This is a genomic window from Pyrinomonas methylaliphatogenes, assembly GCF_000820845.2.
Classification (GTDB): Bacteria; Acidobacteriota; Blastocatellia; order Pyrinomonadales; family Pyrinomonadaceae; genus Pyrinomonas; species Pyrinomonas methylaliphatogenes.
On the sequence record NZ_CBXV010000002.1, the window covers coordinates 404,058 to 425,866 of the forward strand.

18 protein-coding genes are annotated in these 21,809 nt (G+C 59.9%); 5 read left to right on the plus strand and 13 right to left on the minus strand.

Going from position 1 to position 21,809, the window contains the following annotated elements:
• Nucleotides 1–30 precede the first annotated feature (30 nt).
• From PYK22_RS03400 to PYK22_RS03410, 3 genes are all read right to left on the minus strand, one after another.
• On the minus strand, nt 31–810 hold the full coding sequence (locus tag PYK22_RS03400; protein WP_060635290.1) for a metallophosphoesterase family protein: 780 nt from the start codon (nt 808–810) through the stop codon (nt 31–33).
• Nucleotides 810–3,239, minus strand: a complete 2,430-nt coding sequence (locus PYK22_RS03405) for a serine/threonine-protein kinase (RefSeq protein WP_041974272.1) — start codon at nt 3,237–3,239, stop codon at nt 810–812. The genes PYK22_RS03400 and PYK22_RS03405 overlap by 1 nt, the downstream gene beginning before the upstream one ends.
• Nucleotides 3,240–3,344: 105 nt before the next feature.
• On the minus strand, nt 3,345–3,566 hold the full coding sequence (locus tag PYK22_RS03410; protein ID WP_041974275.1) for a Uxx-star family glutaredoxin-like (seleno)protein: 222 nt from the start codon (nt 3,564–3,566) through the stop codon (nt 3,345–3,347).
• 124 nt (nt 3,567–3,690) lie between these two features.
• Between PYK22_RS03410 and PYK22_RS03415 the strand changes: the two genes are divergently transcribed.
• Nucleotides 3,691–4,632: an NAD(P)/FAD-dependent oxidoreductase gene (locus PYK22_RS03415; RefSeq protein WP_083437568.1), complete on the plus strand. Its 942-nt coding sequence runs from the start codon at nt 3,691–3,693 to the stop codon at nt 4,630–4,632.
• Here the strand turns inward: PYK22_RS03415 and PYK22_RS03420 are convergent.
• On the minus strand, nt 4,623–5,003 hold the full coding sequence (locus PYK22_RS03420) for a hypothetical protein (protein WP_041974279.1): 381 nt from the start codon (nt 5,001–5,003) through the stop codon (nt 4,623–4,625). The genes PYK22_RS03415 and PYK22_RS03420 overlap by 10 nt on opposite strands.
• A gap of 146 nt (nt 5,004–5,149) precedes the next feature.
• Here PYK22_RS03420 and PYK22_RS03425 point away from each other — a divergent pair, with 146 nt between their 5' ends.
• The 4 genes from PYK22_RS03425 (at nt 5,150) to PYK22_RS16325 (ending at nt 8,539) form a co-directional block, all read left to right on the plus strand.
• The gene (locus PYK22_RS03425) at nt 5,150–5,974 is read left to right on the plus strand and encodes a hypothetical protein (protein ID WP_041974281.1); all 825 of its coding nucleotides are present in this window, start codon (nt 5,150–5,152) and stop codon (nt 5,972–5,974) included.
• A gap of 11 nt (nt 5,975–5,985) precedes the next feature.
• Nucleotides 5,986–6,471, plus strand: a complete 486-nt coding sequence (locus PYK22_RS03430; RefSeq protein WP_041974283.1) for a zinc ribbon domain-containing protein — start codon at nt 5,986–5,988, stop codon at nt 6,469–6,471.
• A 4-nt stretch (nt 6,472–6,475) separates the two neighbouring features.
• Nucleotides 6,476–6,907 carry a DUF2085 domain-containing protein gene (locus PYK22_RS16320; protein ID WP_060635291.1) on the plus strand — a complete coding sequence of 144 codons (432 nt, stop codon included), beginning with the start codon at nt 6,476–6,478 and terminating at the stop codon, nt 6,905–6,907.
• Between the two features lie 180 nt (nt 6,908–7,087).
• Entirely contained in the window at nt 7,088–8,539 is a 1,452-nt protein-coding gene (locus PYK22_RS16325; protein ID WP_060635292.1) for a serine/threonine-protein kinase, read from the plus strand.
• Here PYK22_RS16325 and PYK22_RS03445 read toward each other — a convergent pair.
• The 9 genes from PYK22_RS03445 to PYK22_RS03485 all read right to left on the minus strand — a co-directional run bounded on the left by PYK22_RS03445 (nt 8,536) and on the right by PYK22_RS03485 (nt 21,760).
• Nucleotides 8,536–9,063: a metal-binding protein gene (locus tag PYK22_RS03445; RefSeq protein ID WP_041974285.1), complete on the minus strand. Its 528-nt coding sequence runs from the start codon at nt 9,061–9,063 to the stop codon at nt 8,536–8,538. The two genes, PYK22_RS16325 and PYK22_RS03445, sit on opposite strands and share 4 nt — an antisense overlap.
• Nucleotides 9,064–9,102: 39 nt before the next feature.
• Nucleotides 9,103–9,531 carry a hypothetical protein gene (locus PYK22_RS03450; RefSeq protein WP_157770642.1) on the minus strand — a complete coding sequence of 143 codons (429 nt, stop codon included), beginning with the start codon at nt 9,529–9,531 and terminating at the stop codon, nt 9,103–9,105.
• A gap of 15 nt (nt 9,532–9,546) precedes the next feature.
• Entirely contained in the window at nt 9,547–10,695 is a 1,149-nt protein-coding gene (gene aroB, locus PYK22_RS03455; protein WP_162199783.1) for a 3-dehydroquinate synthase, read from the minus strand.
• Nucleotides 10,695–12,272, minus strand: coding sequence for a hypothetical protein (locus PYK22_RS03460; RefSeq protein WP_157770643.1), 1,578 nt, complete (start codon nt 12,270–12,272; stop codon nt 10,695–10,697). The genes aroB and PYK22_RS03460 overlap by 1 nt, the downstream gene beginning before the upstream one ends.
• Before the next feature lie 572 nt (nt 12,273–12,844).
• Nucleotides 12,845–13,534, minus strand: a complete 690-nt coding sequence (locus PYK22_RS03465; RefSeq protein WP_041974292.1) for an inorganic pyrophosphatase — start codon at nt 13,532–13,534, stop codon at nt 12,845–12,847.
• A gap of 161 nt (nt 13,535–13,695) precedes the next feature.
• Nucleotides 13,696–14,865 carry a S1C family serine protease gene (locus tag PYK22_RS03470; RefSeq protein ID WP_060635294.1) on the minus strand — a complete coding sequence of 390 codons (1,170 nt, stop codon included), beginning with the start codon at nt 14,863–14,865 and terminating at the stop codon, nt 13,696–13,698.
• 389 nt (nt 14,866–15,254) lie between these two features.
• On the minus strand, nt 15,255–15,614 hold the full coding sequence (locus PYK22_RS03475) for a DUF5658 family protein (protein WP_157770644.1): 360 nt from the start codon (nt 15,612–15,614) through the stop codon (nt 15,255–15,257).
• Between the two features lie 248 nt (nt 15,615–15,862).
• The gene (locus tag PYK22_RS03480) at nt 15,863–19,192 is read right to left on the minus strand and encodes a TonB-dependent receptor (protein ID WP_083437570.1); all 3,330 of its coding nucleotides are present in this window, start codon (nt 19,190–19,192) and stop codon (nt 15,863–15,865) included.
• 294 nt (nt 19,193–19,486) lie between these two features.
• Complete coding sequence (locus PYK22_RS03485; RefSeq protein WP_041974299.1) at nt 19,487–21,760, minus strand: M28 family metallopeptidase; 2,274 nt, start codon at nt 21,758–21,760, stop codon at nt 19,487–19,489.
• Nucleotides 21,761–21,809 lie beyond the last annotated feature (49 nt).

Below are 21,809 nucleotides of genomic sequence, written 5' to 3' on the forward strand. Positions count from 1 at the left end.
AACGTGCAACGATCATTTTAACCCGAAAGCTCACGCGCCGAAATCGTTCCAGATCGAACGCAAGGCTTCAGCGAAGGATTGATAGAGATGGTGAGTTTCACTGCAACCATCGGCCTTGACTTGGTAGAGATTGAAGTCAGGAAGCGACAAGCAACTGAGCGGCGATGCTTCGTTATAGGCCGTATCGATGCCGATGGCGCTATGAAAGATATAGATCCCATGCGTCCCCAAGCGTCCGATGAGCGGCAGAAGAGGGGTTGGCGTATGACCGAAGACGCAAGTCTTGCCGCGATAGTGTTTGAAGAACTCGGCGTCGCGCGTCCACAGCAGATGTTGTGGCGGAGTCTCGCGCGGATGCTTGTTCCGCTCCAATCCGGCATGCACGTAGATGGCGAAATCGTCCTCGAAATAGAAGGGCAACGAGCGCAAAAAGTCCACGTGCTCTGCGGGCACGGCCTCGCGCAGCATGCCCCGCGCCTTGTCATCCGGGATTTCCGGAGTCAGGGCCTTCCCGGTATACTGCTCGAAAGTTCTTTCGCTGCCGACTCCGGCGCGTCTCCAATCCGAAGATAGGCCATCGAGGAAGTCGAGCATCATCTGCTCGTGATTGCCGCGCAGGACATGTACCTGATCGGCGCCGCCCCGCAGGGCGATGAGATCGGCTATCACGCCGGGCGAATCTTCGCCGCGATCGATCAAGTCACCAAGAAGGATCAAACGATCCGCATGCGCGTCGCGCGGCAAGATCTCGAGCAGCGCGCGAAGCTGTTTGCGACGCCCGTGGACATCGCCGATGACGAAACTTCTCATCACGCGCCCTCCCGCGCGCGTTGGCGCGACGTTTCGAGACGCGCGATGATCTGTTCGAACCGCCGATCCTCGCGTAAAGGCGCGAGGTTCGGATCGGTGCGGAACCAAGGGAGATTCTCATTGCCGAGATCGATGGAGCGTTCGAACCAGGCGAAAGCTTCGTCCCTCTCGCCTTCTAGGGCATAGGCGGAGGCGAGCCAGTAAGCGACATCCGGATCCGCTTGCGCAGCTTCACGCACCCTTTCGGTCAGCATGGCGCGCGCCGCTTCGTGCTCGCACCGTGCGCTGAGAACGATCGCCAACAAAGGGCGAATGCCATCCATCTGCGGATGGCGCGCGAGCACTTCACGCAAGGTATCGGCGGCGACCTTCAACTCACCTCGGTAGTAGTGGATGAGCGCGCGGAAGGTCTTGATCAGCGGATGGTCCGGTTCAAGCGCGCTCCCCCGCGCAAGAGCCAGCAGGGCGTCGTCATATCGCCCTTGATACATGAAGATGCGCGCTCGATTGTAGCTTACGACGACCGCTTCCGCCGGATTCAAACGCAACATCCGATCATATTCGCGCAACGCTTCATCATATTCGCCATCGAGGCGATGGATCATCGCGCGGACGAAATGGACGCCGACATCGTTCGGCGCTTCGCGACGGAGGCGTTCGGCTTCGGCGCGCGCCTTCTCCTTCTCGCCGCGGGAGAGGAAGATGAAGACCATGTGCATGCGCGCTTCGATCAGCGTCGGCTCGATCTCGAGCGCGCGGATGAAAGCCTCCTCGGCGCGCGCGTAATCTTCCGGATTGCCCGATCCCTTGATGACGCGATTCGCGTAAGCCGCGCCCAATCCGGAATGGGCGAGCGCAAAACGCGGATCGAGTTCGGTGGCGCGCTCGAAGTGGTTGATGGCGGCGTTTAAATCTTCGCGCGCGAGCGTATGGTAGATGAAACGCCCTAAACGATCGCGCCCCTTCAAATATTCCTCATAGGCGTCGGCGCTCGGCATCGCATGCTCCAGCAGACCGATCTGCTCGTCCGTGCTCAACTCTATACTCAGCCGTTCGACGATCTGCTGGGCGATGCGATCCTGTATGGCGATGACATCGTCAGCCGAAGCGTCGATGCGATCGCTCCAGAGTATCTCGCCGGTGGCGACGTCGAGCAATTGCGCGTTGACGCGGAAGCGCCTCTCAGAACGCAGGAATCCGGCATCGAGCACCGCATCGACGCCTAGCTCGCGACCGACCTCGCGCGGATCGCGCGTTTGCCCTTGATACTTGGCGATGAACGAAGACGGTCGCACGATGAGCGAGCGTAAGCGCGCTAGCTCCGTGATGACCGCATCGGCGAGCGAGAACTCGTAGAAATCCACCGCCGGATCGTTGTTCAAGTTGCGAAAAGGGAGGATGGCGACGCTCTTGACCGTCTCACCTTGGCTCGGCGTCTGATCGGGCGTCCTCTTTAACGTAGAAGGGGATGGCTCTTTCGATCTCCCGATGAGCCTTCGCCACCAGTGGCGGATCGCCTCGCCGAAAGGCGTGCTGATGTGACGAGGCGCGACCGCCCCGATGAGATCCTCTTGGACCGGATCGGATGCTCCGAGTTCGCGCATCACAGCGCGCAAATCGTCGCGAAATTCGGTGATCGTCTGATAGCGATCTTTCGGATCCTTCGCCAACGCGCGATCCACGATCTGTTGCAAACGAGGCGGTACTGGCCCAGAGCGAAACTCGGCGATCGGACGCGGCACGTCATGGAGGACGGCATAGCGCACTTCGACGCTCGTCTTGCCGCGAAAAGGCCATGTGCCTGTCAGCATCTCGTATAACAGCACGCCAGTCGAGAAGATGTCCGTGCGATGATCCGAAACCTGCCCGCGCGCCTGCTCCGGCGCCGCATAGGTCGCCGTCCCGTAGGGCACGCCGAGTTCCGTCAGATGGAGATCATGCGCGCTGCGCCCGCCCTCACTGAGAAGTTTAGCTAAACCGAAGTCGAGCACCTTGACCTGGCCCGATCTCATCACCATGACGTTGCCGGCTTTGATATCGCGGTGGATGATGCCGCGCGCGTGCGCAGCGGCCAGCGCATCCGCGACTTGAATGGCGATCGAAAGCGCGCTCCGCAATTCCAGCGGACGCCCGGCGACGAGCTGCCGCACGTTCTTCCCCTCGACGTACTGCATCACGATGAAATGCACGCCGTTCAGTTCGTAGAGGCCATAGATCGTGCAGATGTTCGGATGGTCGAGCGCTGAAGCGAGCTGCGCCTCGCGCTCGAAGCGTTTGAGGCTAGCGGCGTTGGACGTCAATTCCGGCGCGAGCACTTTAATGACGACCGGGCGATTTAGCCGCGTGTCGATCGCCTTATAGACCGTGCCCTGTCCGCCCGTGCCGAGCTTCTCCGTGATCTGGTAATTGAGCAGCTTTTGCCCAATCATCTCGCAACCGGGGATTCAGCGCGAGCGCTGCGCTGAGAGGTCTAGGCTCCGATCCGCTCGACTTGCGCCTTCGCCAACTCACGGTTGGCTTCAATCGTGAACCGTTCAACCGCGCGGCGGATCGCCCCAGCCCGAACCGAGATAGACGCCATCCTGCACGATGCATGGCACGGTCGGATCGCCGCCCGAATAAGCGAGCATCTCAGCACGTCGCGCGCGATCGTTCTGCGCATCGTATTCGATGAAGGGGATGCCTTTAGCCGCGTAATACTCCTTGGCCTGCTGGCAATAAGGGCATCCCGGTTTGGTGTAAATGACAAGAGCCATGCTTTTACCTTCCCCCGCGAAACCGATAGTTTATCAACGATGCCGCGAGTTTGCACCTTAGCTTAAGCGCCCTTCACGCGAAAGCCGGATCTCGCCATAATGCTTCGTGGGAAGCCGATTGAGCATGAGCGGGATCGAGGTGAATTCTCGAATGGGAGCTGAAGCGATCATCATCGGAGCTGGTCCAGCCGGACTTTCCGCCGCATTGTGGTGCGCCGATCTTGGGATCGAAGCGCTCGTCCTCGAACGCCGCCCTGAGATCGGCGGGCAATTGCTCTGGATTCACAACGCGGTGAAGAACCATCTAGGTTCCACCGCTCAGAACGGGCGCGAACTGCGCGACAGGTTCGCCGCTCAACTCGCCACATTCGCCACGCCGATCCTACTGAACAGCGCAGTGGCCAAAGCCGATTTGACGGCGGGCAGGATCTGGTTGGAGAGCGGCGCACAGCACGAAGCGCGCTTCATCATCATCGCGACCGGGTTGCGCCGCAAGCGGTTGAACATCCCGGGCGAACGCGAATTCGAGGGGCGCGGCGTCGCCATTTCGGCCACCCGCGACCTCGACTCCTTCAGCGGCAAAAGGGTCTGCATCATCGGCGGCGGCGATGGCGCGGTCGAGAACGCGCTGATGCTTGCCGAGGTCGGCGCGCGCGTAACGCTCGTTCATCGGCGAGCTGAACTCCGCGCGCGCCGCCAATTCATCGAGCGGTTGCATCAAAAGCCCAATATCGAACTCATCACCGAAGCCGTAGCGCTTCGCATCCTCGGCGAACAGACTGTAAAGGGCTTGGAGATCGAACGGCGAGGCGTGCGCCTGACTTTGCCGACCGACGCCGTCCTGATCCGCATCGGTTTCGCGCCGAACACCGAGCTCTTCCGCGAGCAACTCGAACTCGACGCTCAAGGTTACGTGCGCGTCAATCGCGAACTCGAAACGACGATCGAGAACGTCTTCGCCATCGGCGATATCAGCAACCCATCAGCCCCAACGATCAGCGGGGCCATTGGCGATGGGGCGACCGTCGCCAAAGTGATCGCCGAGCGCATGAGGCATCAAACCTGATCCGGATATCCGCCTTCGTTCGCGCCGGAGCCTTTTGCGAGACAGCGCGCGCACAGTTCGCCTTCCAATGCGCGTTTTCGCTCCTCGCGCTGTTTTTCGGGCGTCCCCGAAGCGAACGCTTCGAACAGAGCGTAAGGCGTCGCCGAAACCAAACGCAACTCCCACGCTTCAAATCCGCCGCGCGCTGGCCGCGCAAACCACATCGCATCGAGCGGGAAGTCGCGCACCGGCGAGCTTTCGAAGATGGGTTCGCCCGATTCCGCGATCAACTGCGCGCGCGTCTCCGGTCGCATCAAGACTTCGCGCAACTGCCACCCGTGTTTGCGGTAAGTCTCCAACGTTCGCTGAAAAAGCTCCAAAGGATTCGTCATCTATCTTCGCCCTTTGACAGCATGAGCTCTAAAGCTCCTCTCCGCATTAATGAGCCGATTCAATATTGGCCTAAAGTCGAGTCACGGCCAAGCCACACGACGTTGACCTGCAGCCCATCGCCCTCTATCATGCTCACGCTAATCCGATGGGCGATAAGACGAAAGAGCGCACCGCGCCATTCTATCTCGCCTTAGAAGAGGCGCTTCGCCGTCGCGGCTTGACGCTAAATGAGGTCTGTCCGCCCGATGACGCGCTAGCCCGGCGCGCGCTGGAAGAATATGGCGCGATCTTCCTCGCTTGCGAAAGGGTCTGCGTACCGCACCGCGTCATCTTCCGAGACGAGGCCGAGGTCGGCGACTTTCAGCAGCGCGCTGGAGCGCGAACCGAGATCTTCGGCGGCGTCCCGGTCACGCTACAGCCAGCCGCGATGGAAGCGCTGATACTCGCCCGCGAGGAGTTACAAGGAGCGGGGCTTGACCTTACGCCGCGCGGCGGGCTCGAAGCTTCGCGTCGGACCTACTCTGACACGCTGCGCCTATGGCAATCGCGCGTTCTGCCGGCGCTTCGCCACTGGACCGACCAGGGGCGCCTTCTGCCCGAAGAGGCGGAGAGGATAAGGCGCTTGTCCCCGCACGAACAAGCGATGATCATCCTCGATTATGAGGCGCGCGGGCTTTTTTTCAGCAAATGCTTCTCCAAACCGATCATGCGTTCGGTGGCGCTTCCCGGCGCTTCCCAACACTTGACGATGCTCGCCCTCGACATTAACGAATTCCAAGATGCGCGCGTAAGGCACGTATTGATGCGCCACGGATGGTTTCAGACCGTGCTCGACGACCTGCCGCATTTCACTTTCCTGGGCTTGGAAGAGAACGAATTGCCGCATCATGGGTTAAAATCGATCCGTTCTGCCGACCAGATCTTCTGGACGCCAGATTTAGGTGATGAAAACGTTTCGATCGACTCGTAAGGAGAACGGAGATGGCTTATTGCGCCGCTTGTGGGACGGAGAACGCAGAAGGGCTGCGCTATTGCATCCGTTGCGGAGCGATGCTGCCGCCGCAACCGGGAACTTGGCGCATGACTGAAGAAGGACAACGAACACAGCACGGCTCCGTCAACCAAACCTCGCCTCCGCTTACCTATCAACCGCAGGTGCCGCCACAATATCGAGCATCTGATGGCGAACCGATCCATCCGGCGATCCCGGCGCTGATCAGCTTCATCTTTCCGGGGCTTGGGCTCCTGTTCGTGCCGAACAAGGTCGGGTTGGCTATAGCGATCTTCATCGGCTATGCCGTCGGGATAACCATCTATAGCATAGTCGCCGCTCTTCTCCTCTTCGTTGGAGTCGGCCTATGTCTGTTTTTGTTCATCCCGGTCATCAACGTCCTCATCGCTTTGCACTCTTACGATGAGGCGGCTAAAGCATCAAACGGTAAGTATCAACCCATTCTCTTCAAGTAGGGCGATGCTCTTCAGCATCACGCACAGCTTATACCATGCCTTGATGGCGCTCGGCAGCCTCGTCTGCCATCAGGCGCCGGAGCGCTCGCCTCATCTATGGCATGTGCAGATACCGCTTTGCTGGCGCTGCAGCGGCATACTCTTTGGATCTTTGGCGCTCGTCGCCTCGACCATCGTTTGCCGGCGGCTGCCCCCGCTTCGCCTGAGCCTCGCTTTCGCCCTGCTGATGCCGCTCGATGTCGTGGGCGCGATCTTTGGCTTGTGGAAAGGGCTGAACGCGGCGCGCTTCATCACCGGCACCCTGTGGGGCGTTTTCGGCACGAGCGCCATCTTGCAGCTCGCGCTCCGTCCAAAGCGAAATGAACCGGCTCCGCCAAACAGGCCTCTGGAGCTTGAATCCCAAACATCTCTCCCGCCGTTTACGCCATCAAATTAACGCGATCGGCACCGCCATTTATTCCGCCGATCGAGCCGTGCTAAACTTGCGCGCAACAAGCGCCCACAAACGCACGAGCGCTTCCCATCTTCCCCCCTCTGCGTTTGCGGGAAGAGTTTTACGCAGAGCCGCCCTCCATTCCCTGGAGAGCGACCCTTGATCCCGACTAGAGGGTCAGACATGGAAGTTCCGCAGATCATCGCCGGACGGTTCCGTATCGAACGTGAGATCGGGTGCGGGGGGATGGGCACCGTCTACCGCGCGACGCATATCGCGCTGGAGAGGACCGTCGCCATCAAGATCCTCAAATCGGAGTTCTCGGCGTGTAAAGATGTCGCCGAGCGGATACTGCGCGAAGCGCGGACGATGGCGCGACTTCGCCATCCACACGCCGCTATGGTCTTCGACGTCGGCCAGCTAGACGATGGGCGCCCTTTCATCGTCATGGAGCATGTCGAAGGTCAAACGCTCGCCGAACGCATCGCGCGCGAACGCAAGCTCGCTCCGGCGACGGCAGTGAAGATCGCCGCAGAGATCTGCGAAGCGTTGGCCGAAGCCCATTCGCTGGGGATCGTGCATCGCGATTTGAAACCTTCAAATATCATACTGAGCGCGCGCGGCGCAGTCGTGCTCGATTTCGGCGTCGCGAAAGTCCTCCAAACTTCGACGGAAGCGACGCGCACACACGCGACCACGGAGTCCGGGATCATCCTCGGCACGCCGCGCTACATGTCGCCCGAACAATGCATGGATCTGCCGGTCGGGCCGGCCAGCGATCTTTACAGCCTCGGCGTCATCCTCTACGAAATGCTGGCCGGACGCCCGCCCTTCATTGATCCTCTGCCATCGGTCGTGCTGGTCAAGCAGGCGACCGCGCCGCCGCCGCCGCTGCCGCGTTTTCGCGCCGATCTACCGCCAGCCCTCGTGCGCACAGTGCACGCGCTTCTGGCTAAGGATCCAAACGATCGTCCGAGATCAGCAAACGAAGCGCGTCTACTGCTTCAAAAGAGCATCGCCACGCGAAGCTCCGAAAGCGGCTCATTTCCGCTCGCCTCGACCATAGATTTTTTGAACGAAAAGCGCTCGCTCCCTTTTCGCCTCTTCTGCTTTCTTGCGATCGCACTCGCGTTGAGCGGCGCCTTTTTCGTACGCGCTACCGATGATGAGAACGGGCCGGACCAGGCGCATCACCCTCGCCCTCAGACGCTCGCGCAGCATCAACCGAACTCCACTCCCATTCAAACCAACTCGGATGACGCCCCGCCACAACGATCTGCGTTCACCTCGCTCTCCCTGACGACGCGCCACGGCAGCCCCTATTTGGAGATCGCAGAGGATGAGGGAAGAGGCGTAAAGCGCATCAGGCTCGGCGATACGACTTGGCGGACTGCGCATTGGCGTGTGGGCTTTACTGACGTAGACGGCGACGGCGAATACGAAGTGCTATGCACGGGCGAGCGCAAGGACGGGCGCGCGCGTCGTTATGTGCTTTACGTTCCGCGCAAGCGGCGCGCCTTCAGCCTCCAAGTCAAAGCGAATGCGCTTGAAAATCGCTCGCCCAGCCCTCCCGACGTAGCGCGCTTACGACTTTTGAGCGAGAAGGCCCAGAAAGCTCGTCCGGCTTCGAATTAGAACAGGTCCAGCAACCTGCGCCCGATAGAACAGAGCACATCAAGTAGCGTGTGAAGAGCCGCTCCCCACCATAATCCGATGAACGCTGCCCAGATCGCGCGACGATCGAGACGGGCATCGACATGATCCGCCAGCAACTGCCAAGCATGTAATAGATCGCTCAAATTCGACGCTTTTCCGGCAAAGAGGACCGAATGCAAGTAAAGCGCCGTGAAAGCTAACAGGACGACCATCCCCGTGAAATAGAAGACGCGGATGATCGCTCCGAAGAGGAGACCGTGCGACCAACGCGATCGATGCGCGAAGGCGATTCGATACGGCCACCAGATGAAGCGAAACGGCCCCCAGCGCCTGTATTGCCTTGAGGCGGTGTCGAGATCGGGACCGAACATGACCCCGCCGAAAAGCGTCGCGCCGACCACCAGCGCGCTCAGTGTCAGCTCGTGCGTCAGCGCCCAAGCGATGAAGGCCGTTGGTCCAAGAGAGAGGAGAGTGACCCGATCATGAGTTCTTCCCGAGGGCATCGCTACTTCGCGCTCATTTTGGAAGATTCATGTGACCCATCATTCGGAAGACAGGAAACTGTTGCTTCGCGCCGTATGATCGAAAGAGTACTGGTAGGTGAAGCCGGGCAATCGAATCGGCTTGACGAATTGCACATGGGCCTCCATGCGACCGCCGCTCTGCTGAGCTTTAATCACCGCGTCTGGGGGGACGCCATATTGCTCGCTACCAGCTCTTATCTCTTTAACCACCCAATCCGCCGTCTTCCCCGTCGCCGCGGCGATATTGACCTTCTCCTGCATGAAATCTTTGAAACCGTAGGCCTGAATGGCTACGGGCACATACTGCATCAGGGAGTAAGCCGCCAGACCGATCAACGCCATGACGATGACGAATTTCAACATCGCTCCGCCGCGTTCGCACGATGTGTGCGCTCTCGAAGCTCCCGAACCCTCACCGCTTCTTTTCACGCCAAGCGCTCGGTTCATGTGAATCTCCTCCATCTAGTCTTTCAGCGCAGCCTGCAACGCCGCTTCTAGAAGTGATCTATCCACCTCTTGTCCATCGACGATCCGCGCGCGACCGATCCGCTCGAGAAGCACCCATTTGATACTTCCCCCGAACGATTTCTTATCGAGGCGCAGCGCTTGAAGGATGCGCTCAAAATCCAGATCCTTCGCGCGCGGCAGTCTTCCGGCGAGCTTGATCGCCGCGCGCAGTTCGTCCAGCTCGCCCCGATCGAGCAATCCCAATCGCGCGGAGATCTCTCCGGCAGCCAACATGCCGTAGCCGACCGCCTCGCCGTGACGGAAACGGCGATAGTCGGTTGCCGCTTCGAGCGCGTGCCCGATCGTATGGCCGAAATTCAAGATGCGACGCGAAAGGTGATCGGTGCGCGTCATCTCCTCGCGTTCATCACCAGCAACGATGTTCGCTTTGAAAGCGCAATGCGCAGCAATCAGATCCGCCAAAAGCTCCGTTTCGCCGAGCGGCTCGCCGCTCATCAACAACGCGCGCGTCGCATCGAACAACCGCCGATCGCCGACGGCTCCATGCTTGATCGCTTCACACCATCCAGCCGTCAACTCGCGCTGCGGTAGCGTGCGCAATGTCTCCGGATCGATGATAACTGCGCGCGGTTGATAAAAGGCTCCGACCAGATTCTTCCCGGCGCGCATATTGACGCCGGTCTTCCCGCCCACCGAAGCATCTATCTGGGCGAGCAGAGTCGTCGGCACTTGGACGAACGCGAGACCGCGCAAGTAGAGCGCGGCGACGAAGCCGGCCAGATCGCCGACGACTCCACCGCCGAACCCGATGATGACATCGCTCCTTTCAAAACGCGCCTCGCACAGAAACTCCAAGGCGCGCTCGGCAGTGCGTAACGTTTTGTGGCGCTCGCCTTCCCCCATCAGCCAACGATAGACTTCAAAACCGCCGAGGCGAAGGCTCTCGCTAAGGCGCGCACCATAGAGGCCCCAAACCCGCTCATTGGAGATAACGACCGCACGCCGCGAATATGGCCCGACGACCGCGCGCACCCTCTCCCCCACACGCGCGAGCGCTCCGGCTTCAACCTCTATCTCATATTCTCCGGCGCGTTCCGGCGTTCTCACAGTGACGCGCCTTCTCCTCTCAACCCCCTGCATCATCATCCCACCTGTAGAGCTTCCACCATCATCTCCGCCATCGACTCGTAATCGAGTTCGCCTGCGCCGATGAGCGGGGCGAGTTCTTCCAGATGATAACGCGCTCCTGTATTCCAGACATCGATCAACTCATCGCGAGCGCGCCGACTCCGCCACCAAGCCCGACCGTAGCGCGTGCGTAAGCGATCGCGCCAAATCAGCGCGAAACACTGCGCGCGCAATTCCGTCACCGCATCCCAGCCAGCTTCGATGTCGAGCCAGAAGGTCGCCTGCTCGTAACGGAACCCGGTCGCTTCGCTCAACGAAGAGGCGTAGCTCTCCTTCTGCGCTTCGCCGACGTTCGTCCCTCCCACCGTCTCTGTGAATACGCGCAAAAGAGCGCAACGACGCCGAGCGTCGTGGAGCTCGAGAAGCGCAACGGCGCGCGCGACCGCTTGCGCTTCGGTCGGCGTCAAACCACGATGCTCGGTTATCCAACGCGGATCGAGCCATAGATGGCGGAAAAGCGCCGCATGCCCCTGTTCGGTCGCGCGCTCTGGCGCATACACGAACTCGGGATAACGATCCGCCATCTCGGGCGAAAGCCAAACGAAATACTGCGCGCGACCAACTTCGCTAAAAAGTCGCAAGTAACGCGACAATCCGCCGGACCGCCCTACCACGAGGCGCACATCGCGTGGCGGATCGACGGCAAAACAGGCAGCTTCTTTTGCCCCTTCCGGTCCGATCTCGACCACGAGATCGGCCAACCGGTCCAACTTTACGTGCAAAGCTTCGACCGCTGCACGCCAGATCACGTCGAGCCCTTCGGCGGGGAAGAGACCGTCAAATGGCGCTAAGCGACGAAAACGGAGTTCATCCGCATAGCTCAGGTCGGGCGCATAGGCAGCTTCTGCCTGCAGATGCTCACGCAATCGCGCCGCATACACCTCAGCCGTCCGTTCGAGGAACCTGTCAGCTACCGCCACCAGAGCGCTGAAAGCGGTCGGCAATGCCGCCTCGCGCAGCGCAAGATGGTTTGCCGACCCGAGGATGCGCGCCTCTTCATCGAAGAGCGCATAGCGCGCGCATCGCAAATCATCGCAAGGCCCAAGGGCATTCAGCGCCTTGAGCGCGAGGGCGCGGCGGCGGAAGACATCGCTCTCCTCCGCGATCTCATCACAGGCCTCTTCCCAGCGTTTCGACGCTGCACGTTCGCAACGCGCAAGCTCTTCCGAAACAGGCCGCGCGGCCTCTTCGAGACGCAGGAAACGGACCGCCGATACGAGCCTCTCCAACGCCAGCCGCTCGGTCGCTGCCCCTTCCGGAGCGCTTTCAAGATGCTGCGCCAATCGATCAAGCGCTTCTCGCGTCCATAGATCGGCGAAACGTTCGTGAAGCGGCTCTTCGTCGGATGAGCCTCTTCCCAGCAATCGTTCGAACTCGCGCCGTCCCTTTTCGGCCCAATAGGCCCCGTATTCACGACGATAAACGCCTATCTCCATCTCGCGTTCGGCCCCTGACCTCGGCGTGATAAGGGCCGATTGTAACACGCTCACAGGCACGCCCAAGATCGCCCTCGAGGCGCCCGTCTCTGGCAACGACGCGCTTGACAACCATCTTACAGGCACGCCCAAGATCGCCTTCGAAGGAACGGGATCTGAAGCAAGCGAGATGATCATTTCCGGGTTGGATCGATGAAATGGCGCGGAACAAAAAGCGGGCGCGACAAACTTGGGGAATGCCGCACCCGCTCTCTAATATGTGGTTACTGTCCTCACCCCAGCAACCACCGAGACGGAGGATCCACCAACCGTCTCTCTTGCCCCATAATATACACCGCAATGGCCGTGCCATGCAAGCCCTCCTTCCGGCCATCTTCTAACCCTCAATCTGACAAGGTCTTACGCTCCCTCCGATGAACGCCAAGCGCGGCGGGAAGCTGGCGGAATGTAAAAGTTACACTCACAACCGAGTAACTTCTTCACCCACTGTCACCTATTTTCCGCCTCCCCGAGATCGTCGGGGCGAAATAGATGCGCCACAGAAAGGCGAAGAAGATGGAGATGGACGCTGGATGATGCGCTCCGTCTAACCGAAATCAATGAGCTGTAGATGGCGGGATCATGAAGCTGCCGAGGTCGCGCCCGCCGATGCCGCCGTCTAACCGAAATCAATGAGCCAGTAGATGGCGAAGCGCTCCCATTCTCTCTTCAGGCTCGCCATAATTTTCGCGATAGTCATCCATGCTGCGCTTTATCACATCGAGCGCTTCAGCGCGACCATAGACGTCGATGATCTCGACTCGACGCGGGGCTTCGTTCGGCAACTGTTTGTAACTGAGGAAATAGTGCTTGAGCCGGTCGATCAAACCTTTCGGGCATTCATCGATCTCTCGGATGCGTCCGTAAACGACGTCGGATTCGAGGACGGCGATGATCTTATCGTCAGCGTCGTTGCCATCTATCATGCGTAGTCCACCGATGGGGCGCGCGCGCACGAAGAAGTTGCCGTGCGCCGCAGTCTTCTCCGTCAGCACGCATATGTCCATCGGATCGCCATCGCCCTTGATATCCTTCAAGCCCGTGCGCTGGCGGCACAGTTCCGCGACCGCTTCGCCGCAAAAGGTCTGTGGGATTAGCCCGTAAAGCGTCGGGCAGAAGGATGAGAACCTTTGCGGGCGATCGACGCGCAAATGGCCCGAGATCTTATCCAGCTCATACTTGACCGCATCCGTGGGAACGATCTCGATGTAGACGTTGACCGTCTCGGGCGCTTCTTCGCCGGGCGACACGCCGTGCCACGGATGCGCTTGAAAAAGCAGGGTGAATAGATTGTGAAGCTTCGTCTCTCGCGTCGTCATCTCACAACTCCTCTAGCGAAAAAAGTTCGGCGATTCGTCTCACCGACGAAGAGATGGTTCCTTCTCGTCCAACCTCTTTCCCACACACGCGAAAGGAGCCCTCCCTTCAAACAAAAGGCTCGAAGGCCGTGAGGGGAAGCGGTGAGCAGAAAGAGATCTTTTCACCTGCGGAATAGGCTGCGCCTTTCTGGAAGCAAACGCACGGGGACGCGCACGCGATTCCCATCGCGCCAGACCTCAACCTGCACCACATCTCCGACCTCGTGCCGATCGAGGATGCGCGTCAGGTCATCGCGATTACGCACGCGCTCGCCGTCGATCGCGACGATGATGTCGCCGAGCACATAATCTCCGTCCGGCGTGACAGAAATGCCGCGCAGACCAGCCGCTGCCGCCGACCCTCCCTGCTCGACCTGCACGATGATCACCCCCTCATCTATCGGCAGTCCGAGTTCTGGGCGAACATCGCGCGTGTAGATACCAAGCTTGGGGCGTATGACGTAACCGTTGTTGATAAGCTGAGGCACAACGCGCTTGGCGACATTGATGGGAACAGCAAAGCCCACGCCGGCGAATGCTCCCGATGGGCTGATGATCTGCGAGTTGATCCCGATCATGCGCCCATGCGAATCGAGCAGCGGTCCACCGGAATTGCCCGGATTGATGGACGCATCGGTCTGAATGGCTTCGATCAAACGCCCGGTCGCTTGCGAATAGATCGGACGCTGTAACCCGCTGATGATGCCTGTCGTCAGCGTCCGATCGAAACCGAAGGGATTGCCGATCGCCAGAACTTTCTGCCCGACGACCAACTGGTCCGAATCGCCAAATGGGATCACGCGCAAAAGGTTGCGCGGCACGTTATCGACCTTTATCACGGCCAGATCCGTATCGGGATCGCGCCCGACGACGCGCGCGCGATAGACCTTATCGCCGCCAAAGCTCACCAACACTTGTCGCGCGTCGGCGATGACGTGATCGTTCGTTAGAATGTGCCCCTCCTCATCGATCACCGAACCGGAGCCGGTCCCTTCCCGCGGCACGGGATCGAAAAGGCTTCGCCCACCGGAGATCGAGGTGATCGAAACGACTCCGGGTGAAACCGCACGATAGATCTCGATGTTGTTGCGCTCATCGGTCGCGACCGATGGATCGGTGATGCCCGCTGGCGGCGTTTCGCTGAAAGGAGCCCCATTCGATTGAAAACGGCGGTTCCAATAGTTCAGACTCGAAATCACTATCGCCGCGACAAACGCTGAGGTCAAAGCGATCAGTAGGATCTGTCGCACAGAGAGTTGATATGTGATCTTTGGCCGCAAGCGATCAACCATCCTTCACCTACCCACATGAGAAGACTTTAATCAACCAAGTTCTAGCAAGCTATTTTCCCCCTTCCGCGCCTCGATCCGCAAGTTGTTCGCGCCAGCACCGCGCCCCACAAAGCCGATCGCCAACCGCACTCATCCCCACAAGAACCTATTATTAACGCTCCGAACGCGACGACGATGTGACCTATAAAACTGCACTCATCGCCGTAAGAGGTTATCCTTCGGGCAGCAGGTCTTTACGAGATCCTTGGCTGGATGAGATGTATACGTCCGGGCAACAGCTCTCTAAGGCTCGCCGCTGAAACTCGCCCGATCTTTACACTACGCGATATGACATTAAGAACGCGCTCCGCCTCTTGCAGGATTGCCGCTGGAACTCGCCCGATCTTTCACTACCGCAGGAGAGAGAGCGAAAGGCGATTGAAGAGTTGCGCCATAAGGGCGATCGGTTCGTAATCGAAGGCGGAAAGCGCCGTCAGCCCATGCAGAAACATCAGGGCGAGGTATAAGCCCAACGCGAGCGCGAGACCACGCCGTGCGAGCGCGCGATCATACCAGCGATATAACACCCAAGCCGCAAACGCGCCGATCGCCAACTTGACGGCGAGAAATGGCCCTTCCCCACACTCGAGCAGACGCGACATCACAAAATTCCCCTCCCGCGCCACGCCCATCCGCACCCAATACAGGGTCAATTGCGCGTCCAGAAGGTTCAAAGAGAAGAGTAGAGAGCATTTCGCTAAAGCGCGCACGCGCCTTCACCTCCGATAAACCCGTTTAAACCGCCCCCTTAACGACAGAGCCCCGGTCCGGGTGGACCAGGGCTTTGTGAGGGGAGACGATGAATCGTTCTCTTTACCTTAAGATAGACGACGAATCGTGCTCCGTTTCCAGCGCGAAGCAGGGCGATTTTATCGCTCAAAGCGCGCTGCGAGAGGGAGGCAAGTCTCCCCTCGCTTGATCGAGGCCATCTCTTTTGCGCAAAGAGCGCGCGTTGAGATCAGAATTCGAGGCGCAGTCCGAGCCTGATCTGGCGCGGGCGAAGCGTCCTTTGTGGGACGAGGAAAGTATCTTTGAAGGCACTCCGTTGTTCAGGGGTCGCATTTGCACCGAGCGCGTTGAAGTTGATGAATTCGGCGCCGAAACTGAAGACGGTCTTGTTCAGCACGTTGTCGCATTCGACCAAAGCTTGAAGACGTGCGCTTTCCCCGAGGCGAAAGACGCGGGCGATATTCAGATCGAAAGCGAAAAGAGCCGGTCCAGTACCCGCGTTTCGCGGAAGGTTGCCTGTGCTGCCGATCGTCGGCAACGAAAAGACCTGCACGAGCTTTTGGTCGAGCGGCTCGCCCGGGCGACGGAAGCGGATCGAAGCTGGGTCATCGCTGAAGTTTGGCCGGTCGTTGTCCACATCGTCCAGATTACGATCTGCGCCGAGCGTGATGTTAAACGGCGCGCTCGAAGCGAGGCGCAAGATGGGTGCGAGGCGCAATCGGCCAAGCCACGCTGGCAGATCGAAGATGCCGCTCAGGGCGAATCGGTGGCGCCTGTCGAGCAGACTACGCGCCAGCTCATGGCGGAAATCTCCCGGTCGAAGCGCGTCTGAAGTGTTGAGCTCACCATCGCTGATCAGTTTTGACAGCGTGTAAGAAGCGCGCAAGGTGAAAGAGAAACCGCCCTTTGCGCCCATCAAGCGGTGGCGCGTTTCAAGCGTCAATCCGCGATAGGAGCTATTACCGATCGACGCGAGCTGTTCGATCTCACCGCGCGTTGGATCAGGGCGCAGGTCGTTCACCGCCGCATGCGCGATCTCCAGCGCGGTTTGACTCGTGCCGTTCAAATTGACGAGCGAGATCGGAACGCCCGCCTCCACTATGCGCCCGATCGAATTGGGATTTGCAGGATCGTTCGGGGTCAACATAAATCTGATGAATTCGCCTGCCGTTGAAGCATCGTAAAGAGGGCGCACACCGGCCGCATCGCGAAAGTTCGGGAAATCGCGCGACAACAAATAGGCAGTGAAATCGCTGTAGCCCGCTGGCAAGACGGGCGCGTTGGCATTGAATTCACGCCACAGGTGCAGGCCGCGCACCCAAGCGTAATTCGCTTCGATCATCCAACCGCGCTTGATCTCGCGTTCGATTCCGAAGCTGAGCTGATAGCTTTCCGGGATGCGCAAGTTTGGATCGAGGCGGCGCATGAAACCGGTTTCAGACGTAGCGAATCGCTGGACCAGTGGCGAGGAGAGCGTGAGCGTCTCCGGGAAATTGAGATTCGCGGCGATGAAGGCGCGCCGCTGCGCCGGCGTCAACGCCCTTCCCGTCGCCGGATCGCGCAACAGATCCGTATCGAAGATCAAACGCCGTGTGCCGAGCGTGAAGTCATCTATAGTGCGCAAAAGCGCGCGGTTGTAGAAGATGCCTGCGCCTGCGCGCAGGACCATCTTCCCGCCTTTGGTCGGATCGAAGGCGATGCCGATACGCGGGCCCCAATTGTCGCCATCGGCGATGATCGTCTCGCGTTCATAACGCAAACCGAAGCTCAAGGTGAAGTTGTTTGCCGGACGCCATTCATCCTGCGCGAAGAAGGCGAGGTACACGTTTCGTTGCACCGAATCGGGCTGAAAGCTCTGTCGGAAACGACTCGGCTGATTGGCCAAGAAATCGCCCGCGCTCGCGAAGCTATAGGTTCCGGCGAGGTCGGCGAGATCGCGGAACGCCGAGCGGACCAACTGTAATTCGCCTCCCGTTTTGAAAGTGTGTGTGCCGCGCGTCGACGTCAGCGAATCTTGCAACTGCAATCGCGCTTCGCGCCGTAGTGTGGCGCCGAGCGAAGACGAGCCAGCGACGAGCGTGCCTGATCGCCCCAACGGATCGTTGAGCGCGATCGTCACGACGGGACGCGATGAAGGCGCGTGCTCTTCCGGCGCGAGCCGTGATGCTTGCGCGCGGAATTGGTTGATCAGCTTTGGCGTAAGGAGGCGCGTGTCGGCGTAAGCGAGCGCGTCCGAAGCGCGATAGCGCGTCTGGAAAGCCTCGCGCAGGCGATTTCCGCCGCTCATTTGGCGCCGATTGCGCAATCGTCCATGTTGATAGAGGAACATCCCGCTGTGCCGCTGACTGAACTCGTGATCCACACGCAGGACCGTCTCATGTTTGCGCGAAGGGGTCGAGACGCGATCGACGAAAGGGGCTAACTCTGCGGGCTGATTGGGCGGTGTCGCCTCAGTCTCAAGGCGACGCCCGACGAGCGTCGTCGGTGGTGGCAGCGGGAAGCGCGGGTTCTGCTGGATCGGCACTAAGGTATCGATCAACGTCGAGTCCAACACCGTGTTGAACTCATAAGCGAGAAAGAAGTAGGTGCGCCCCAAACCATTGTAACGCAATGGGCCAGCGAAGCGCGGCAACATGACCGGACCACCGACGGCGAATCCGAGATCATGCCTTTGCAGCGGCAACCGCTTCAATCCGCGCGCGTTGTTGCGAAACGTGTTTGCCTCGAGCGATTCATCGCGGAAGAAGTCGAATAGCTTGCCGCGAAGCTCGTTCGTTCCCCGCCGCACGCGCAGGTTGACTCGGCCACCAGAAGCGCGCCCGTATTCGGCGGCGAATTGATTGGTGATGATCTGGACCTCCTCGACCGATTCCATCGAAGGTTGAAAGCGCTCGCGCGCCGCGCGATCGTCGTTATTATCGAATCCCTCGATGGTCAAATTGTTCGAATAAGCTGGCCCGCCGCTCAAAGCGAAGAGGCCGGCCTCTTCGGGCGTCATACGCGGATTGCTGTCTCTATCCTCAGCCAGATCGCGATCAGAGAACGGAGGCTCCGTTACGTTGCTCAAGGTGAAAACGAGATCATAAGGCGCGCGCGACTGAACCGGGAGCGATTCCACCTCTTCGCGCGTGACGGTCGCGCCGATCACCGTGCGCGAAACATCAGGAACATAGGGCCCCGTTTCGGCGACGACCGTTTGCTCGGCAGCGACGCCTACAGGATGCAACGCGATATCGAGTTCGACCGTCTGTCCAGCTATGGTTTCGATCGCGATCTCTGCGGTGGCGAAACCGGGCGCCGCAGCGCGCACGATGTAACTCCCCGGCTCGAGTTCGAGCAAACTAAAACGCCCCTCTTCATCCGTCACGGCTTGTCGTGCGCGAGCCGTGTCGCGGAGCGTCGCCGTTACCGTCGCGCCGACGACGACTGAGCCATGAGCATCGCGCACGCGACCGCGAAGCGAAACATCATCCAAATCCTGCGAAGAGACCATTTGAGAGGCCGCTAGAAGCGCATAGCCAGCAAAGAGCCAGAGTTTATGTGAGGGCGAAGGGAACATCTTGTCAACTCCTTCGTGAGGATTCGCGCCGTTTGAAACGCAAAAGACACGCTAGCGCCGTTCGAGCCTGAGGTCGCTCGATTTATGCGCCGCGCAATTAATTTGATGGCGGGGAATCTATCACTTCGGCGGGACCGAATCAAGAGGGTCAATCACACCGTAACATTTTCGGGGCGGGAGATACGCTTTGAGAGCGACAGCTCAAACCATCCTCGTGCTGTACGCCGATCGGTCCGGATCGACGCGCAGCACGAGGAGCAAATGGTCTTTGGATCAGCCCGCCCACCGCTGTTTTTATGAGGCCTCTTCGAGCATCTTCGCCGCCTGTTCGATCTTATCGGCGACCGCTCGAAGCGTTTGCGCGACCACTTCTATTTCGCGCGTCGCCTCATCCCAGTTGCGCTGCTCGATCGCTTCGCGCACGCCGGGCAAAGTCTTCACGCCGTAGCCCGTATAGAAGCCCGGCGCGTAGATCTGATGCTTGAACCACGGGCGGCGCGGCAACCCTTCATCGCGCGTCATGGCGCGTTCGGTCTCTGTGAGCAGACGGTCGAGCGCTGCGCGTTGTTCGCGCGAAAGCGTGCGCCCGCCGCTCAAGGCGCGCTCCGCCGCCCGATCGTAGCGGCGCGCGGCTTCTTGCAAGCGCACGAGCGCATTCTGAAGCGGCGCGAAGTTCAAATAAGGCACCGGAGCTTCCCGCTCGGGCGGCACATACCGTTCTTTCGGATCAGCGACGTTCGTCAACGCGCGCTCATCCAGCAGGCGATTCCGCTCCTCGGTCTCTTCGCGCATCGAATCGGTCAAGCGCATCAATTCGCGGACGTAGGTGCCGATTGTGTCGGCGAAGTTGCCGAAAGCAAGCGGCAACACGTCCGCATCGGCCAAACGCATGACCAATCGCCCGCCGGTTTTAGCGAGCGCCAGACCGTAATCGAAGTTCGGATCGATGAAGCGCGTGAAATGATCGAACGAATCGTAGTTCGAGTGGTACGACCCGCCGCCGTCTTCGCCGCCGTAGCCGATGTTCAAGCTGGCGATGCCGATATGCTGCAGAAAGGGCGTGTAGTCGGAACCGGAACCGAGCGCGGCGATGCGCAGGTCGCGCCGTTCGCGCGCGTCGCGTCTTTCATCCGCGCTTCCGCGCACAAGGCGAAGATCGCGCAAGCGCTCCCAAACGCTGATGCCCTTCTGTGGATCGGCGACGGCGCGCGCCGTCTCGTTGGCGAACCGTTCGAGCGTATGCGAGCCTCCGACGCCGAGGAAGCCTCGTCCGTTGGAATCGGAGTTGATGTAAACGGCAGCCTTCTGGTGCAATTCCGCGGCGTGCGCTTCGACCCACTCGGTCGAACCGAGCAATCCCGGCTCTTCGCCGTCCCACGCGCAATAGACGATGGTCCGCTTGGGGCGCCAACCGCTTTGGACCAGTTGACCAATGGCGCGCGCCTCTTCCATCATCGCGACCAATCCGCTCACGGGATCGTCCGCGCCGAAGACCCACGCATCGTGATGATTGCCGCGGATGATCCACTCATCGGGGAACTCTGCACCCGGCAATCGCGCGATCACGTCGTAAGCTGGAACGAGCTTCCAATCGAATTCGAGCTTGAGATGGACTCGAGCCGGTCCGGGGCCGATGTGGTACGTGATCGGAAGCGCGCCGCGCCATTCGGGCGGCGCGACCGGTCCGCCGAGCGCGCGAAGGAGCGGCAGCGCATCGCCGTATGAAATCGGCAGCACGGGGATCTTCGTCAACGTCGGAGCCTCTTTCCGGTCCAGCCGCTTCGCCCCTTCGGTGGCACCGACATTGGGCGTCAGCGGGTCGCCCGGATAGAGCGGCATATCGGCGACCGAACCGCGTTGCACTCCCCATTCGTTGCGCCACGCGCCTTTCGGATAGACATCGCCTTGAAAGTAACCATCATCGCGCGGGTCCGAATAGATGATGCAACCGATCGCGCCATGTTCGGCGGCCACTTTCGGCTTGATGCCGCGCCACGAAGCGCCGTAGCGCGCGATGACGATCTTGCCGCGCACGTCTATGCCGTGTTCACGCAAGACTTCGTAATCGCGCGGCAAGCCGTAGTTGACATAGACGAGTTCGCCCGTCACGTCGCCATCGACCGAATAAGCGTTGTAGGGCGGCAACGCTTCGCCCACGTTGCTCGAAGTTCGATCCTCTTTGAGCGACGGCTCTTCGAGTCGCGCTCGATAAGTCTCCGGCGCGACGAGTTCAAGCAAGCGCGTGCGCGGCGTTGGAAACAGAACTTTGAACTCTTCGATCTCCGTTTGATAGCCCCACGAACGGAATTGCGCGGCGATGAACTCGGCGTTTTCGCGCCCGGCAGGCGAGCCGACATGATGCGGGCGCGCAGACAGCCGCTGCATCCAGTCGCGCAAGTTCTCGCGTTTCAAGAGCGCATCGAATCGGGCTTCGCGCTCTTCCTGCTCGCGCTGCCGCGCCGCGACGAAGCCGTAGGTTGAAAACGCAAGGGCCGGCTGAACGGGAAAGACGATGAGAAGAAAGATCAACAGAGAAGAGATCGAGACGTTGCGATGTCCCTTCAACATTTACGCCCCTCCGACGATGATCGTTTGAGTGGATCGTCACGTAGAACAA

What these genes read in the sequence shown, in the direction of transcription:
- PYK22_RS03400 (WP_060635290.1), bottom strand. Translation starts at nt 810, where the DNA reads ATGAGAAGTTTCGTCATCGGCGATGTCCACGGGCGTCGCAAACAGCTT.
- PYK22_RS03405 (WP_041974272.1), bottom strand. Translation starts at nt 3,239, where the DNA reads ATGATTGGGCAAAAGCTGCTCAATTACCAGATCACGGAGAAGCTCGGC.
- PYK22_RS03410 (WP_041974275.1), bottom strand. Translation starts at nt 3,566, where the DNA reads ATGGCTCTTGTCATTTACACCAAACCGGGATGCCCTTATTGCCAGCAG.
- PYK22_RS03415 (WP_083437568.1), top strand. Translation starts at nt 3,691, where the DNA reads ATGAGCGGGATCGAGGTGAATTCTCGAATGGGAGCTGAAGCGATCATC.
- PYK22_RS03420 (WP_041974279.1), bottom strand. Translation starts at nt 5,003, where the DNA reads ATGACGAATCCTTTGGAGCTTTTTCAGCGAACGTTGGAGACTTACCGC.
- PYK22_RS03425 (WP_041974281.1), top strand. Translation starts at nt 5,150, where the DNA reads ATGGGCGATAAGACGAAAGAGCGCACCGCGCCATTCTATCTCGCCTTA.
- PYK22_RS03430 (WP_041974283.1), top strand. Translation starts at nt 5,986, where the DNA reads ATGGCTTATTGCGCCGCTTGTGGGACGGAGAACGCAGAAGGGCTGCGC.
- PYK22_RS16320 (WP_060635291.1), top strand. Translation starts at nt 6,476, where the DNA reads ATGCTCTTCAGCATCACGCACAGCTTATACCATGCCTTGATGGCGCTC.
- PYK22_RS16325 (WP_060635292.1), top strand. Translation starts at nt 7,088, where the DNA reads ATGGAAGTTCCGCAGATCATCGCCGGACGGTTCCGTATCGAACGTGAG.
- PYK22_RS03445 (WP_041974285.1), bottom strand. Translation starts at nt 9,063, where the DNA reads ATGCCCTCGGGAAGAACTCATGATCGGGTCACTCTCCTCTCTCTTGGA.
- PYK22_RS03450 (WP_157770642.1), bottom strand. Translation starts at nt 9,531, where the DNA reads ATGAACCGAGCGCTTGGCGTGAAAAGAAGCGGTGAGGGTTCGGGAGCT.
- aroB (WP_162199783.1), bottom strand. Translation starts at nt 10,695, where the DNA reads ATGATGCAGGGGGTTGAGAGGAGAAGGCGCGTCACTGTGAGAACGCCG.
- PYK22_RS03465 (WP_041974292.1), bottom strand. Translation starts at nt 13,534, where the DNA reads ATGACGACGCGAGAGACGAAGCTTCACAATCTATTCACCCTGCTTTTT.
- PYK22_RS03470 (WP_060635294.1), bottom strand. Translation starts at nt 14,865, where the DNA reads ATGGTTGATCGCTTGCGGCCAAAGATCACATATCAACTCTCTGTGCGA.
- PYK22_RS03480 (WP_083437570.1), bottom strand. Translation starts at nt 19,192, where the DNA reads ATGTTCCCTTCGCCCTCACATAAACTCTGGCTCTTTGCTGGCTATGCG.
- PYK22_RS03485 (WP_041974299.1), bottom strand. Translation starts at nt 21,760, where the DNA reads ATGTTGAAGGGACATCGCAACGTCTCGATCTCTTCTCTGTTGATCTTT.